Consider the following 14216-nt stretch of genomic DNA (forward strand, 5'->3'; position numbering starts at 1 on the left):
CCATGACCAGAACAGCATCGACCGGCGCAAGGCCGCGGATCACCCTCACGGCGACCGACTTCGCAAAGCTCTCGACCTTGGCCGAGGCGGCCGCCCACACCCTGCCTGACGTGGCACGGGAGCTGAGCGCCGAACTCGACCGGGCCCATGTTCTTGCGGAAGGGAGGCTCCGCCCCGACGCGGTCCACATGGGCTGCCAAGTCGACTTCCGGGACGACACGACCGGACGGGTGCAGACCGTCACCCTGGTCTATCCGCACGAGGCCGACATCTCGAAGGGGAAGGTCTCGGTGCTGACGCCGATCGGAACCGCCCTGATCGGGCTGCCGCTCGGCCAGTCGATCGACTGGACGACGCGCACGGGGGAATCACGGCGCCTGACGGTCCTGCAGGTCGGCGATCCCGTTCGGGCACGCGAAACCCTGTGAGCCGGGGCGGCCGCGCCGCCGTGCCCCGTCATCCCATCGTGGCACGGGCGAGGAGACGGGACGGCAACCCGGCTCAAGCATCGGACGTGAAAAGTGGACCCACTTTTGGGTCCGATGCTCAACCCCTCAAGCGGCGCATCGTGGGGGCCCCGGCCGCGGGGGCCGGCCCGTGGGCAGAGGCCTCAGCAGGATCGCCGTCGCATCGTCGCTCGCCTTGAACCGCGGGAAGAGCCTGCCGTCCGGATCGCGCTCCGTCTCGATCTCCCGCGCGAGGGTGACCAGAGGGTCGAGGCCGGACGACAGGGCGGCGTCCATGAGGGCGGTCGCATCCATCGCCCGATAAAGATCGACCAGGGCCGAAAAGCCGTCCGAGGCCAGGAGGATCGTGGTGCCGTCCGGGCACGGCGCCGTCTCGTGGCGCAGCCGGCCGACGGCGTCCGGGTTGAAGCTCAGGAGGGCGGCCGGGATGCCGCTCTTGCGCTGCCGCTCCCGGCGCTCGCCGAGCCAGGCGAGGAAGACGGACTCGTCGAGGATGGCCGTGGGCCGGGACCCCGCCTGCCCGATCAATTCCGCCGCCTTGGCGGATTCGGCGTCGCGCAGGCCGGGCGCGTCCCCGAGGGTCGCGACGGAGCCGTCGGGCTGCCGGACATAGGCCGTGGTGTCGCCGAAGGTCCAGGCGTCGAGAACATCGCCCCCGCGGCGCACCAGCGTCATGGCCCCGAGGGGCCAGGTGATGAAATCGTCGTGCCGCTCCCGGGGCGCGACCGCCCGATAGGCGGTGCGCGCCTCCTCCATCACGTGGCGCAGGAGGGCGACGCCGTCCTGGGCGTGCGGGGCGAGGTTCGAGAGCCGCTCGTCGGCGAATGTCGCGAGCCAGGTGGCATCGCTCGTCCTGTGCATGACGGGGCTCGTGCCGGGGAAGATCGAGGTGTCGATCACCCAGGCCCAATCGCCCGAGACGCCGCAGATGTCCTCGTTGGGCTTGGCCGGGTGGCCCGGCCGGCTGATCCGATCCATAACCGTGAACATCGTCGCGTCGCCCCTCGCCAAACCGGTTCGATCACCCCATAAAGCAAAGCTTGCAGGAAGGTCCAGCCGATGCTCCTCGACTACATCTCCGCTGCTCTCGTGACGCTTCTCGTCACCCTCGACCCGGTGGCGCTGGCGCCGATCTTCGTGTCCCTGACCCGGGGGATGAACGCCGCGGAGCGCCGCCGCGTTTCCATGCGCGCCTGCCTGATCGCCTTCGGCATCCTGGCATTCTTCGGCCTCGGCGGCGAGGTGCTGCTGCGGCTTCTCGGGGTCGGCATCCCGGCCTTCCGCATCTCCGGCGGCCTGCTCCTGTTCTGGATCGCGTTCGAGATGGTGTTCGAACGCCGCAACGAGCGCAAGCAGCACACGGCCGACATCGCCATCACCGAGGACCACATCCGCAACGTCGCGGCCTTCCCGCTCGCCATCCCGCTCATGGCCGGTCCCGGCGCCATCACGGCGGTGATCCTGCTCGCCGGCCGGGCGGACGGCAACCTGGTCTATCTCACGGCGCTCTTGATCCTGATCGCCCTGGGCATCCTGAGCTGCCTCGTGGTGTTCTCCGCGGCCGACCGGGTCTCCCGCTGGCTCGGCGTCACCGGCAACGTGGTGCTGACCCGCCTCCTGGGCGTGATCCTCGCCGGGCTCGCGGTCCAGTTCATCATCGACGGCGTGCTGGCCCTGCTCCGCCAGCAGCCTTAGGGCCGGGTGTCAAAGATCCGAGCCGAACGGCGCAAATTCGCGCACCACGTGCTCGTAGACATGGCGCTTGAAGGGAACCACCAGGTCCGGCAGCCGCTCAAGCCTTTCCCAGCTCCAGGTGCTGAATTCCGGCACGGCGCCGCCGCGGATGCCCGAGACCTCGATCTCGTCCTCGGCGCCGGTGAAGCGGAAGGCGACCCAGCGCTGGCGCTGGCCGCGAAACGGGGACAGGCGGTGCATCGGCCCCGCATAGGGCGGAAAATCATAGGCGACCCATTCGGACGTCTGTCCGAGAAGGGATGCGTTCGTGACGCTCGTCTCCTCCCAGAGCTCGCGCCTGGCCGCCGCCAGGAGGTCCTCGCCCGCGTCGACACCACCCTGCGGCATCTGCCAGTCGTGGCCTGGCATGATGATCTCGGGACCGTCGTCGCGCAGGCGCCTGGCGATCAGGACGAGGCCGCTCCGGTTGAACAGCGCGATGCCGACGTTCGGCCGGTAGCGTGCCTCGGGCACGGGCTCAGCACAGGGTTTCGAGGAGGCGCGTCATGAGCTTCTGGCGCGGCGCGATCGACGAGATCAGGCCGTATTCCTGGAGGGTGTGCGCCCCGTCGCCGTCGATGCCCAGACCGTCGAGGGTCGGAATGCCCAGGGCCGCCGTGAAGTTGCCGTCCGAGCCGCCGCCCACGCGCGGCGCGGACACGAGGTCGAACCCGATCTCGGCGGCGAGCGACCGGGCGTTGTCGAACAGCCTGGACGTCGCCTCGGACCGCTCGTAGGGCGGCCGGTTCATGCCGCCCGTCACGGTGAGCCTGAAGTCCGGGCTCGAGGGCTTCAGCCCGAGGATCGCGGCCGTGACCGCCTCCCCGTCCGCCACGGTCTCGACCCGCAGGTCCACCGGGAAGCGGCAATGCTGCGGGATCGTGTTCACCGCCGTGCCGCCCGACACCATGCCGACCGTCGTGGTGATGCCGCGTCCGTAATCGGTCAGGGCCTCAATGGCCAGGATCTGGCGGGCGGCCTCGTAGACGGCATTGCGCCCGTCCTTGTGGCGCGAGCCCGCATGGGCCGGGCGGCCCTCCACATGCACGTCGAAGCGCCCTACTCCCTTGCGGGCCGTCACGATCTGGCCGCCGTCGCGGGCGGGCTCCGTCACGAGCACCGCGGCCGAGCGGCGGCCGAGTTCCTCGATCATCGGTCGGGTGATCGGGGAGCCGATCTCCTCGTCGGGCGTCACCAGGAACACCATGGGTCGGGCCGCGCTGCCCCGGCGGGCCACGTCCTTGAACGCCTCCAGGGCGAACCAGGCGCCGCCCTTCATGTCGTAGATGCCCGGTCCGTAGAGCCGGTCGCCCTCGACCCGCAGGGGCAGCTCGGCCTCGACCGTGCCCACGGGATGCACCGTGTCGAGATGCGACATGACCAGCACGCCCGGCGCGGAGGTCTGCGGCCCGGCCCGCAGGACGAGGACGTCGCCCAGGCCCTGCCCGCCGGCGACGCGCTCGACGGCCACCGGCGCGTCCTGCATCTGCGCGACCACGAGATCCATCATCATGTTGACCCCGGCCCGGTCGTGGGTCGGGCTCTCGGTGCGGATCCAGGTGAAGAGCGTGTCGAGGGAGGGCGAGGAGAGGCTCATGATGTCTTCGTTCTGAATGATCGTCGCGCTGGCTAACCACTCCTCGCCCGAAACATCAAGCCCGAGATGGTCGCCGCCCGGCTCGCGCCGCAGCGAAGCTACGGCCATATGACGCAAGCATACGATCCGCTGCGTCCGTTCGCGGGGGAATGCTCAGTGCTGCGCCACGTTCAGCGGGATCGACAGCAAGACCTTGCCCGACTCGTCGACGACCTCGAGCTGCCACCCGCTCCAGTCGACCTCGTCGGCCTCGCCTTCCTGTCTCAGCTCCTGGATGGCCTTGAGCGCCTGATAATGGGCCGCTTCCACATCCGAGACCTCGATCCCAGCCTCGTCGATGATCCGTTCGTGCATGTGCACAAGATGAAAGTAGCAGTGCACGACAGGAAACCCTGGAAATTTCACTCAACCGACGAGCTTCGCCAATGCCCGGAATCTACCGTTAGATGAGCAGCTTCCACAGTCTGACGCAAGGTAAGTTTTCAGCCTGGCGGCGACTTAAGCATCCGACCGGTGAATCCGACCGGTGAATATGTCCTCAAGCATTCAGTCGCCAGAAGTTCGATCGCCCAGCCACGCGATCCCGGAGCGAGCATGGCGTCGCGTCGGTCGCGACGCCCGGGAGGCGAGGCCGCCGTTCCGGAAGCCCCTCCTGCCCGCACCATTGCGCCTAAAGCATCGGACCCAAAAGTGGACTTGCACTTTTGGGTCCGATGCTTTCTTCTTGAATGAGAGCATCGGTCAGAGCGGAAAACCGGATCCACTTTTCCGTCCGATGCTCTAGAAGGGAATGTCGTCGTCGAGGTCGCTGTAGCGCGAGCCGCCGCCGCCGCCGCCACCGTTGCCGCCCCCGGAGAAGGACGGAGCCGGGCGACGGTCCTGCGGGGACGCCCGCCCGAAGTCGCCGCCGCGGCTGACCTGGCCCGGCTCGTCGTCGCCGAACTCCGAGGCCCCGCCGCCGCCGCGGCTGTCCAGGATCGTCAGCTCGCCCCGGAAGCGCTGCAGCACCACCTCGGTGGTGTACTTCTCCTGGCCGCTCTGGTCGGTCCACTTGCGCGTCTGCAGCTGGCCCTCGAGATACACCTTCGAGCCCTTCTTCAGGTACTGCTCCGCCACCCGGGCCAGGTTCTCGTTGAAGATCACCACCGAGTGCCACTCGGTCTTCTCCTTGCGCTCGCCCGTGCCCTTGTCCTTCCAGGTCTCCGACGTGGCGATCCGAAGGTTCACCACCGGCTCCCCGTTCGACAGACGCCGCACCTCAGGGTCCCGGCCCAGATTCCCAACCAGGATCACCTTGTTCACACTGCCCGCCATCGGACGCTCTCCTTGTTCACGTGAGGCAGTTCTGGGGCCAAGGACGCCGGGCGGCAAGCTGGGCCGTCGCTTGTGCACAGCCCTGTCCCCAGGTTAGATCCGGGCTCCCGTGCCGGAAGGACGCCGTCGAGGAAACCTGTCCCATGCGCCCTGCGGGGCCGCCGGCTCTCAGACCTCGAAGAGGTCGCCGGCCTCGACCAACGCCGTGGCCTTCCTGTTCGGCCGGGGCCACGGCTTCGCCCTCCCCGATCCGTCCGCCTCGCAAAATGCATCTCGCCCGAGGTCTTCGCCATCATGCGAGCGCCCCTGTCCTGCGCCGCCTCGCCCTCCTGAAGCGCCCTGTTGTCGACGTTCGCAGGTGCGTCGAGCGAGCCGATGTTTCTGGTCGGGCTCCTGACGACGGTGCCAGCCGGGCGAGGTGTGTCGGGACTTCCTCGGCGCCGCGGCCCGGTGTGGTCTTGCCCCGAATCGACACCGACACGCCGGGCCGAAGAGAACGCCAGGGCCTCGCGGGCATCGGTTGAACGAAACTGAATAACGTGTCATGAAAAGCAGCCTGACACTGAGGAACCCTATGACAACCTACCGCATCACGACCAAAAGAAAGCCCCTGAAAGGAACGATCGAGGACGATTCCTTCTTCGGCTCGAAATTCAAGGACATTTTCGACGGCCGCTCGGGCAACGACACCATGTTCGGCGGCGACGGCAGCGACAGCCTCACCGGCGGCGACGGCGACGATTATCTTCACGGCGGCGCCGGGTCGGACAAGATCCTCGGCGGCCTGGGCGGAGACGATCTCGTCGGCAATCTCGGCGACGACAGGCTCTTCGGCGGCGACGGCCGGGACGACCTGAGCGGCGAGGAAGGCAACGACACGCTCTATGGGGACAAGGGCCGCGACAATCTCTCCGGCGACGACGGCAACGACAAGCTCTACGGCGGCGACGACGATGATTCCCTGTCCGGCAATGACGGCAACGATCGGCTGGATGCGGGCAAGGGCGACGATTACCTATATGGCGGAGCCGGCAGCGACAACCTGTCCGGCGGGGCCGGAGACGATGTCCTCGAAGGTCGCGACCCATCCGTCATCGTCGATCCCAGCATGCCGGCGCCCGTCATGGGGCATGACAGGCTCCTTGCCGGAGACGGCAACGACAGGGTTTCGGTCGACGACGGTGATTATGCCCTGGGCGGCAGGGGCATGGACGTGCTGAACGTCCAGCTTCACGGGAACCCATCGTCGGACTACACGGTCTACGCGGTCAATTTCTCGAAGGTGACCGGCAGCCGGGCCGCGGATTTCGGCTACAAGGGCATCAAGGCCGGGCAGTTCGAGAAGATCGACGTCTCGGTCTACGACATGGATTCCGGGAGCGTCGTGACCGGCTCGAAGGGCAACGATACGCTCTACGGGAGCGGCAAGGGCGGCACGATCGACGGCGGCGGGGGCAACGACACCCTCTCGGCCTATGGCGAAACCGCCAGCGCCGCCGGCGCCGGGATCATGCTCGTCGGCGGCCGGGGCGACGACAAGCTGAGCGGTTCGGGCAACGTCACCCTTGTGGGCGGATCGGGCGACGATCAGTTCATCCTGAGCCGGTCCTCGAGATGCACGATCGCGGACTTTTCGGGCAAGGACTACTTCCTCGTCCAGGCGAGCAGCTTCCGGTACTACGATGGCGACCTCGAAAAATTCGTCGATCCGGTCTTCGATCCGGGCAATTGTCTCGTGATGGGAACGGACCCGAAGGCCACCACGGCTTTGGCGCAGTTCCTCTACGACACGGACGACGGCAAGCTCTACGTCGACCTCGATGGGACCGGGCTGAAGTCTGATCTCCAACTGGTGACAACCTTGGCCAACAAGGCGGCCCTCAAGGCGGCGGATTTCGCCTTCGTGCTGTGAAGCCGGTCACCTTGAGCCGAAGGCCCGCCCCGGCGGGCCTTTTGTTTGTCCGAAGCACGGCGCATGGATCCGCTTGCCCGCCGTACCCTCTTTGTTCTAGGATCAAACACCTGGAATCATCCGCCGCATTGCACCGGCGGGTGAGGCATCACATATGCGGGGACCGGCCTGACGAGGCTGGATTTCCTCAAAAGGCTAGCGGGCAATGGCTAAACTCGACGATCTGTTCAACCGCGCGAAGGCGGGAGACCCGGATGCGCGCGTCATCTCCGTCCGGGGGGCGCGGGAGCACAACCTCAAGAACGTCGACCTCATGGTCCCGCGGGACAAGTTCGTGGTCTTCACGGGGCTGTCCGGCTCCGGCAAGTCGTCGCTGGCCTTCGACACGATCTATGCCGAGGGGCAGCGCCGCTACGTCGAGTCCCTGTCGGCCTATGCGCGCCAGTTCCTGGAGATGATGCAGAAGCCGGACGTGGACCAGATCGACGGCCTGTCGCCCGCCATCTCCATCGAGCAGAAGACCACCTCGAAGAACCCGCGCTCGACGGTGGGCACCGTCACGGAGATCTACGACTACATGCGCCTGCTCTGGGCGCGGGTCGGCATCCCCTATTCGCCCGCCACCGGCCTGCCCATCGAGAGCCAGACCGTGTCGCAGATGGTCGATCGGGTGCTGGAGCTGCCGGAGAAGACCCGTCTCTACCTGCTGGCCCCGGTGGTGCGCGGCCGCAAGGGCGAGTACCGCAAGGAGATCGCCGAGTTCCAGAAGAAGGGTTTTCAGCGCCTGAAGATCGACGGCGAGTACTACGCCATCGACGAGGCCCCTGCTCTCGACAAGAAGTTCAAGCACGACATCGACGTGGTGGTGGACCGGATCGTGGTGCGGGCCGACATCGCGGCGCGCCTGTCGGAATCCTTCGAGACGGCGCTCGAGCTCACGGACGGCATCGCGGTCATCGAATATGCCGACGACAAGGACGAGAAGGGCCAGCCGAAGCGAATCGTCTTCTCGTCCAAGTTCGCCTGCCCGGTCTCCGGCTTCACCATCCCGGAGATCGAGCCGCGCCTGTTCTCCTTCAACAATCCCTTCGGCGCCTGCCCGACCTGCAGCGGCATCGGCCACGAGATGCGCATCGACGAGGCGCTGGTCGTGGACGAGACGCTCTCGCTCAAGCGCGGTGCGATCCTGCCCTGGGCGAAGTCGACCTCGCCCTATTACGGCCAGACCCTCGAGGCCATCACCAAGCACTTCAAGGCGTCCATGACGAAGCCCTGGACGGAGCTTCCGGAGAAGGTGCGCGACGTGATCCTCTATGGGTCGGACGGCGAGACCATCCGCATGGCCTATGACGACGGGCTTCGCGCCTACGAGGTGAGAAAGCCTTTCGAGGGCGTGATCCCCAATCTGGAGCGCCGCTACAAGGAAACCGAGAGCGACTGGGCCCGCGAGGAGATCGGCCGCTTCATGGGCGAGACCCCCTGCGAGGCCTGCGGCGGCAAGCGCCTGAAGCCGGAGGCGCTCGCGGTGAAGATCGCCGGTTCCGATATCGGCGACGCGACGGCGCTCTCCGTGAAGGACGCCCATCTCTGGTTCAGCGACCTGTCGAAGAAGCTCACCAAGAAGCAGAACGAGATCGCGGGCCGCATCCTCAAGGAGATCCGCGAGCGCCTCACCTTCCTGGTCGATGTGGGCCTGGAATACCTGACCCTCGCCCGCTCGTCGGGCACCCTGTCGGGCGGCGAGAGCCAGCGCATCCGCCTCGCGAGCCAGATCGGATCGGGCCTCACGGGCGTGCTCTACGTGCTCGACGAGCCCTCGATCGGCCTGCACCAGCGCGACAACGAGCGCCTGCTCGTCACCCTCAAGCGCCTGCGCGATCTCGGCAACACGGTGATCGTGGTCGAGCACGACGAGGATGCGATCCTGCAGGCCGATTACGTGTTCGACATCGGCCCCGGGGCCGGCATCCACGGCGGCCAGATCGTCGCCGAGGGCACGCCCGACGAGATCATGGCCAACCGCAAGTCGCTGACGGGCAAATATCTGACGGGCGAGATGTCCGTGAAGGTGCCGGGCAAGCGCCGCAAGCCCGACCCGAAGCGCAAGATCAAGCTCGTGGGCGCAAAGGGCAACAACCTGAAGGACGTGACCGCCGAGATCCCCCTCGGCACCTTCACGTGCATCACCGGCGTGTCCGGCGGCGGCAAGTCCACCCTGGTCATCGACACGCTGTACAAGGCCGTGGCGCGCAAGCTCAACGGCGCCCTGGAGCATCCGGCGCCGTTCGACCGCATCGAGGGCCTGGAGCATCTCGACAAGGTCATCGACATCGACCAGTCGCCCATCGGCCGCACCCCGCGCTCGAACCCGGCCACGTACGTGGGAGCCTTCACGCCGATCCGCGAGTGGTTCGCAGGATTGCCGGAAGCGAAGGCGCGCGGCTACCAGGCGGGCCGCTTCTCCTTCAACGTGAAGGGCGGCCGCTGCGAGGCCTGCTCGGGCGACGGCGTGATCAAGATCGAGATGCACTTCCTGCCCGACGTCTATGTCACCTGCGACGTGTGCAAGGGCAAGCGCTACGACCGCGAGACCCTCGAGGTGAAGTACCGCGAGAAGTCCATCGCCGACGTGCTCGACATGACGGTCGAGGAAGCCCGCGAGCTGTTCAAGGCGGTGCCGTCGATCCGCGAGAAGATGCAGACGCTCGCGCGCGTCGGCCTCGACTACGTGCATGTGGGCCAGCAGGCGACGACGCTCTCCGGCGGCGAGGCGCAGCGCGTCAAGCTGTCGAAGGAGCTGTCCAAGCGCGCCACCGGGCGCACCCTCTACATACTCGACGAGCCTACCACGGGCCTTCACTTCCACGACGTGGCGAAGCTGCTCGAGGTGCTGCACGAGCTCGTCGACCAGGGCAACACGGTCGTGGTCATCGAGCACAACCTCGAGGTCATCAAGACGGCCGACTGGGTGATCGACATGGGCCCCGAAGGTGGCAGCGGCGGTGGCCAGATCGTCGCCCAGGGCACGCCGGAAGAGATCGCCGAAGCGCAGGCGAGCCACACCGGCCGCTTCCTCAAGGAAGTGCTGGAGCGCCGCCCCCTGAAGAAGGAGTACCCCGCCAAGGATGCCGCAAAGGATTCCGGCAAGAAGGCGCCGGCGAAGAAGGACAAGAAGGTGACCCGGCAGGCGGCCGAGTAGGCCTGCCGGTCCTCACCGGGACGAGAGCCGCGCCAAGGCTTCGTCCGCAAGCCTCCTGGTCAGATCGCCGGCGGATGTCTCCCGGGCCAGGCGGGCCGCCTGCCCTGACCAGAGCGACATGAAATCGCCCGAGCCGAGGGGCTCGGATGTCTGACGCAAGGGGGCGAGCGCGCCGCCTGCAAGCGGAAATGCGGGCGCGTCCACCGCTATCGGGCCGACCTCCCGCATGATCCGGTTGACGATGCCCCGCGCCGGGCGCCCGGTGAAGACGTTCGTCAAGGCCGTCGTCTCGGCGTCCGCACCCTTGAGCGCCTGTCTATGGACTGGGGATATCATCGCTTCCGGGGTGAACAGATACGCGGTCCCGATCTGCACGGCCGACGCGCCGAGGGCGAGTGCCGCCACGATGCCCCGCGCATCGGCGATGCCGCCCGCGGCGATCACCGGCACCTTGACGGCGTCGACCACCTGCGGGACCAGGGCCACGGTGCCGACCTGGGTCGAGATGTCATCGCTCAGGAAGAGGCCGCGATGGCCGCCCGCTTCGAAGCCCTGCGCGATGATGGCGTCGCAGCCCTCGCGTTCGAGCCAGCGCGCCTCCTCGACGGTCGTCGCGGAGGATATCACCCTGGCGCCGGCGTCTTTCACGCGCGTCAGCAGGTCCGGTCGCGGCAACCCGAAATGAAAGCTCACCACCTCCGGCCTGAACTCTTCGACCAGGCTGAGAAACGTCTCGTCGAAGGGCGCACGCGTCGACGGCGGGGTCGGGAGGTCCGGGTCGAGCCCGAGTTCCCGATAATAGACGCTCAAACGCTGCTTCCAGGCCGCTTCCCGCCCGGCGTCGAAGACGGGAGCGCGGTGACAGAAGAAATTGACGTTGACGGGCTTCGACGTCGCCTGCCGGATCCGGGACAGTTCCTCCCTCGCCTTGTCATGGCTCAGCAGCGCGCAGGGCAGCGAACCCAGGCCTCCCGCCTCCGACACGGCGACGACCATGTCGGACAGGTTGGCACCTGCCATGGGAGCCTGGATGATGGGACGTTCGATCCCGAAGAGATCGAGAACGCGTCGATCTTTCCACATGTCCGCGGCCTTTCCTGTCCGAGCGGAACGAGAGCGAGAGCACCGTTCGTGACGCGGAACGCACTTTAGAGCATCGGCCCCAAAAGGGGACCCACTTTCGGGTCCGATGCTCCCCTCTTGGCTGGCCCATCGTCCGGGCCCCTGTCCTGATCGCTCGGCCGGTCCACCACCCCGTCATCACCGGGCTTGTCCCGGTGATCCCGCTTCCGAGAGGCGCCGCGCTTCACCTTATCGGGATGGCCGGCACAAGGCCGGCCATGACGTGGGAAAGGTCAAGCCACAGCAAGGATCATCCTCCACGTCATCACCGGGCTTGTCCCGGTGATCCCGCTTCCAAGAGGCGCTGCGCTTTTCCGCATCGGGATGGCCGGGACAGGCCCGGCCATGACGTGGAGGGTAACAGGAAGGGCGGAGGATGCCATGACGTGGGAGGGTGTTCGCACCGCCTCACACAACCCTCCACGTCATCACCGGCCTTGTGCCGGTGATCCCGATTGTTTGAAGCGCCGCGCCCCACCGATCGGGATGGCCGGCGAGCCCGTCCCGGCCGCGTCGGGGGAACGACGCCGCCCTAGCCTTTTGAGACCTTGCACGCCCGGTGCACCGGCGCGATCATCCCGGCTTTCGCGGCGGAGGAAACGATGGGCGCCACCGATACGGCCTTTGCGGGGTCGATTCCGGCGATCTACGAGCGCTATATGGGGCCCCTGCTGTTCGAGCCCTATGCCGAGGACTTGGCGGAGCGTCTGAAGGACATCACCCAGGGGAGGATCCTGGAAACGGCCGCCGGCACGGGCATCGCCACGCGGGCCCTCGCGAAGGCGCTGCCGCCGCAGGTCGAGATCGTCGCGACGGATCTGAACCAACCCATGCTCGATCACGCTGCGGAGCGGCTTCAGGCGCCGAACGTCACATGGCGGCAGGCCGATGCGCAGAGGCTTCCGTTCGAGGATACGTCCTTCGACGCGGTGGCATGCCAGTTCGGGGTCATGTTCTTCCCCGACAAGCTGGCGGGCTACCGCGAGGCCCTGCGCGTGCTCAAACCCGGCGGACGCTTCCTGTTCAGCGTGTGGGACACGCTCGACCGCAACGAGGTCAGCCGCATCGTCTCGGATACCGTCGGAAAGCTTCTTCCCGACGACCCGCCCCGTTTCTACGAGCGCGTGCCATTCGGCTATTCCGATCCGGACCGGATCCGGGGCGAGGTGCAGCAGGCCGGGTTCGAAAACGTGGAGATCGTGGTGGTCGAGAAGGTCGCCCGGGCATCCTCATCCCGGGATCCCGCGATCGGCCTCTGCCAGGGCACCCCACTACGGTCCGAGATCGAGGCCAGGGCCCCGGAGCGCCTGGAGGAGATCACCGACAGGGTGGCCGATGCGCTCGCGGCCCGGTTCGGCTCATCGCCGGTCGAGAACCGCATGAGCGCCCTGACCGTGACGGCCTGGCGCTGACGGACCGGGCGACGGGGTGGGAGCAAAAGGCGCGTCTCCCATGGAGCGCGCCCTTTGCGTGTGACAGGAGCGCCTCAGCGCGCCGACATCCGGCTCATCAGACGGCAGAGCGCCTGCATGTCGGAATCGTACCCGTCCGGCGAGGCTGCGACCATGGCGCAGCTGCGACGCAGCTTCATGCGGTCGTCGTTGCTCATCTGGCGGATCTCGGCCCTGAGACGTTCCACCTGGCCGGGCCGATCCGGCCGCCCCGGATTGACGCTTCCCGTCGCGGATGGACTGCGCACGCTGCCGGTGCCGAGGGAGCCCGGGTTCGCGAGGCCGCCCGTGGCGCCGCTGCTGCCGATGCCTCCCGCCCCAATGGTCCCGACGGAGCCGCCCGTGCCGCCTCCGGCACCGGCGCCGCCCCCGATTCCGATGCCGCCCCCGACACCGATGCCATTCGAGCCCCCGACCCCGGCGCCCACGCCGGCATTCACCCCGCGCGAGCCGCCGACGCTCGCGCCGAGGCCCGCCGTTACGCCGCCGGATCCGCCGACATTCGCGCCCAGACCTGCATCGACGCCACTGGGGCCCCCGAGGCTCGCGCCGGCGCCAGCCGTGACCCCGCCGGATCCGCCGGCGCTGGCGCGACCGCCCGCGCTTAGTCCCGACGAGCCGCCGACATTGGCCCCGAGCCCGGCGCCGACTCCGCCCGTGCCTCCGACATTCGCGCCGGCTCCGGCCGAGACCCCGGTCGGTCCGCCGATACTGGCTCCAGCCCCGGCCGCAACTCCGTTGGAGCCGCCCACATTGGCGCCGAGGCCTGCGCCCGTTCCGCCGGAGCCCCCGATGCTTGTCCCAAGACCGGCTGCGATCCCGCCGCTCCCGCCGATAGTCGCTCCCACGCCGGCGGACACTCCGTTGTCGCCGCCAAGGCTCACGCCGAGCCCACCGCCGAGGCCCTCCGAACGGCCGCCGCTCCCGCCGCGGTCCCGCGCTGCAGCCGGCTGCCACATCAAAGAAGAGATCAGAAGAACCGCCGCACCGCACACTGAAGTCTTGCGGCTGAAGCCAAACAACCGTCCACGCGAATGCATCTCTGTACTCCCTAGGAGTTACCCCGTCGGGGCTATCGCATGAAAAGACTCAGGCTTGAGGAAATTAGTTCCACATCTTTGAATATTTATCGCAGGAAAAATACTTCCACCGTACGTCAATACGATACAACATGAGTAGACAGTGCGAATATACATCACACTGTTGCTGTCGATTGGAGTGGGGCAGCGATTGCATCGTGCGGGCGAAAGCGGGTCGCTGACGCGGCCCTCTGGGTCCGTCCGATGATCTAGCACGGGAGAGCCGCGTCCCTCTCCATGTCGTCTCCGGTCTTGTGCCGGTGATCGCGATCCTCTGAGGCGCGACGCCTCTCGGACCGGGATGGCCGGCGAGACTCGGGTGGTGACCGGCCGGCCACGAC

At 67.5% G+C, this 14216-nt stretch carries 12 protein-coding genes; 5 read left to right on the top strand and 7 right to left on the bottom strand.

The window, feature by feature from the left end:
• Nucleotides 1-2 precede the first annotated feature (2 nt).
• Nucleotides 3-428, top strand: coding sequence for a nucleoside diphosphate kinase regulator (gene rnk / locus OCW50_RS12720; RefSeq protein ID WP_262297777.1), 426 nt, complete (start codon nucleotides 3-5; stop codon nucleotides 426-428).
• 126 nt (nucleotides 429-554) lie between these two features.
• Here rnk and OCW50_RS12725 read toward each other — a convergent pair whose 3' ends face one another.
• Nucleotides 555-1457 (bottom strand): protein phosphatase 2C domain-containing protein, encoded by a 903-nt coding sequence (locus tag OCW50_RS12725; protein ID WP_262297778.1) that lies wholly within the window; start codon nucleotides 1455-1457, stop codon nucleotides 555-557.
• A gap of 69 nt (nucleotides 1458-1526) precedes the next feature.
• Here OCW50_RS12725 and OCW50_RS12730 point away from each other — a divergent pair, with 69 nt between their 5' ends.
• Nucleotides 1527-2162: a MarC family protein gene (locus OCW50_RS12730; RefSeq protein WP_262297779.1), complete on the top strand. Its 636-nt coding sequence runs from the start codon at nucleotides 1527-1529 to the stop codon at nucleotides 2160-2162.
• Between the two features lie 9 nt (nucleotides 2163-2171).
• Here the strand turns inward: OCW50_RS12730 and OCW50_RS12735 are convergent, their stop codons facing one another.
• From OCW50_RS12735 to ssb, 4 genes are all read right to left on the bottom strand, one after another.
• The gene (locus tag OCW50_RS12735) at nucleotides 2172-2675 is read right to left on the bottom strand and encodes an RNA pyrophosphohydrolase (RefSeq protein ID WP_262297780.1); all 504 of its coding nucleotides are present in this window, start codon (nucleotides 2673-2675) and stop codon (nucleotides 2172-2174) included.
• A gap of 4 nt (nucleotides 2676-2679) precedes the next feature.
• Nucleotides 2680-3798, bottom strand: coding sequence for a M20 family metallopeptidase (locus tag OCW50_RS12740; protein ID WP_262297842.1), 1119 nt, complete (start codon nucleotides 3796-3798; stop codon nucleotides 2680-2682).
• A 153-nt stretch (nucleotides 3799-3951) separates the two neighbouring features.
• Entirely contained in the window at nucleotides 3952-4203 is a 252-nt protein-coding gene (locus OCW50_RS12745) for a DUF6894 family protein (RefSeq protein ID WP_371823101.1), read from the bottom strand.
• 375 nt (nucleotides 4204-4578) lie between these two features.
• A complete protein-coding gene (gene ssb / locus OCW50_RS12750; protein WP_262297781.1) occupies nucleotides 4579-5112 on the bottom strand; it encodes a single-stranded DNA-binding protein in 534 nt (177 codons plus the stop codon).
• 574 nt (nucleotides 5113-5686) lie between these two features.
• On the opposite strand from ssb, the gene OCW50_RS12755 reads away from it, so the two are divergent.
• Together OCW50_RS12755 and uvrA are read left to right on the top strand one after the other, a co-directional pair.
• Nucleotides 5687-7024, top strand: a complete 1338-nt coding sequence (locus OCW50_RS12755; RefSeq protein ID WP_262297782.1) for a calcium-binding protein — start codon at nucleotides 5687-5689, stop codon at nucleotides 7022-7024.
• Nucleotides 7025-7229: 205 nt separating this feature from the next.
• Nucleotides 7230-10223: an excinuclease ABC subunit UvrA gene (gene uvrA / locus OCW50_RS12760; protein WP_262297783.1), complete on the top strand. Its 2994-nt coding sequence runs from the start codon at nucleotides 7230-7232 to the stop codon at nucleotides 10221-10223.
• Nucleotides 10224-10235: 12 nt separating this feature from the next.
• On the opposite strand, the gene OCW50_RS12765 is transcribed toward uvrA, so the two are convergent.
• The gene (locus OCW50_RS12765) at nucleotides 10236-11306 is read right to left on the bottom strand and encodes an NAD(P)H-dependent flavin oxidoreductase (RefSeq protein ID WP_262267642.1); all 1071 of its coding nucleotides are present in this window, start codon (nucleotides 11304-11306) and stop codon (nucleotides 10236-10238) included.
• Nucleotides 11307-11947: 641 nt separating this feature from the next.
• Between OCW50_RS12765 and OCW50_RS12770 the strand changes: the two genes are divergently transcribed.
• The gene (locus OCW50_RS12770) at nucleotides 11948-12757 is read left to right on the top strand and encodes a class I SAM-dependent methyltransferase (RefSeq protein WP_262297784.1); all 810 of its coding nucleotides are present in this window, start codon (nucleotides 11948-11950) and stop codon (nucleotides 12755-12757) included.
• A gap of 74 nt (nucleotides 12758-12831) precedes the next feature.
• Here the strand turns inward: OCW50_RS12770 and OCW50_RS12775 are convergent, their stop codons facing one another.
• A complete protein-coding gene (locus tag OCW50_RS12775; protein ID WP_262297785.1) occupies nucleotides 12832-13755 on the bottom strand; it encodes a hypothetical protein in 924 nt (307 codons plus the stop codon).
• Between the last annotated feature and the right edge of the window lie 461 nt (nucleotides 13756-14216).

Source organism: Microvirga sesbaniae (assembly GCF_025460805.1).
GTDB lineage: Bacteria > Pseudomonadota > Alphaproteobacteria > Rhizobiales > Beijerinckiaceae > Microvirga > Microvirga sesbaniae.

Excerpts from the sequence above, each read along its gene's own strand:
- OCW50_RS12765 (WP_262267642.1), bottom strand. The coding sequence starts at position 11,306 with ATGTGGAAAGATCGACGCGTTCTCGATCTCTTCGGGATCGAACGTCCC.
- OCW50_RS12725 (WP_262297778.1), bottom strand. The coding sequence starts at position 1,457 with ATGTTCACGGTTATGGATCGGATCAGCCGGCCGGGCCACCCGGCCAAG.
- uvrA (WP_262297783.1), top strand. The coding sequence starts at position 7,230 with ATGGCTAAACTCGACGATCTGTTCAACCGCGCGAAGGCGGGAGACCCG.
- OCW50_RS12740 (WP_262297842.1), bottom strand. The coding sequence starts at position 3,798 with ATGAGCCTCTCCTCGCCCTCCCTCGACACGCTCTTCACCTGGATCCGC.
- OCW50_RS12755 (WP_262297782.1), top strand. The coding sequence starts at position 5,687 with ATGACAACCTACCGCATCACGACCAAAAGAAAGCCCCTGAAAGGAACG.
- OCW50_RS12770 (WP_262297784.1), top strand. The coding sequence starts at position 11,948 with ATGGGCGCCACCGATACGGCCTTTGCGGGGTCGATTCCGGCGATCTAC.
- rnk (WP_262297777.1), top strand. The coding sequence starts at position 3 with ATGACCAGAACAGCATCGACCGGCGCAAGGCCGCGGATCACCCTCACG.
- OCW50_RS12730 (WP_262297779.1), top strand. The coding sequence starts at position 1,527 with ATGCTCCTCGACTACATCTCCGCTGCTCTCGTGACGCTTCTCGTCACC.
- ssb (WP_262297781.1), bottom strand. The coding sequence starts at position 5,112 with ATGGCGGGCAGTGTGAACAAGGTGATCCTGGTTGGGAATCTGGGCCGG.
- OCW50_RS12775 (WP_262297785.1), bottom strand. The coding sequence starts at position 13,755 with ATGTGGCAGCCGGCTGCAGCGCGGGACCGCGGCGGGAGCGGCGGCCGT.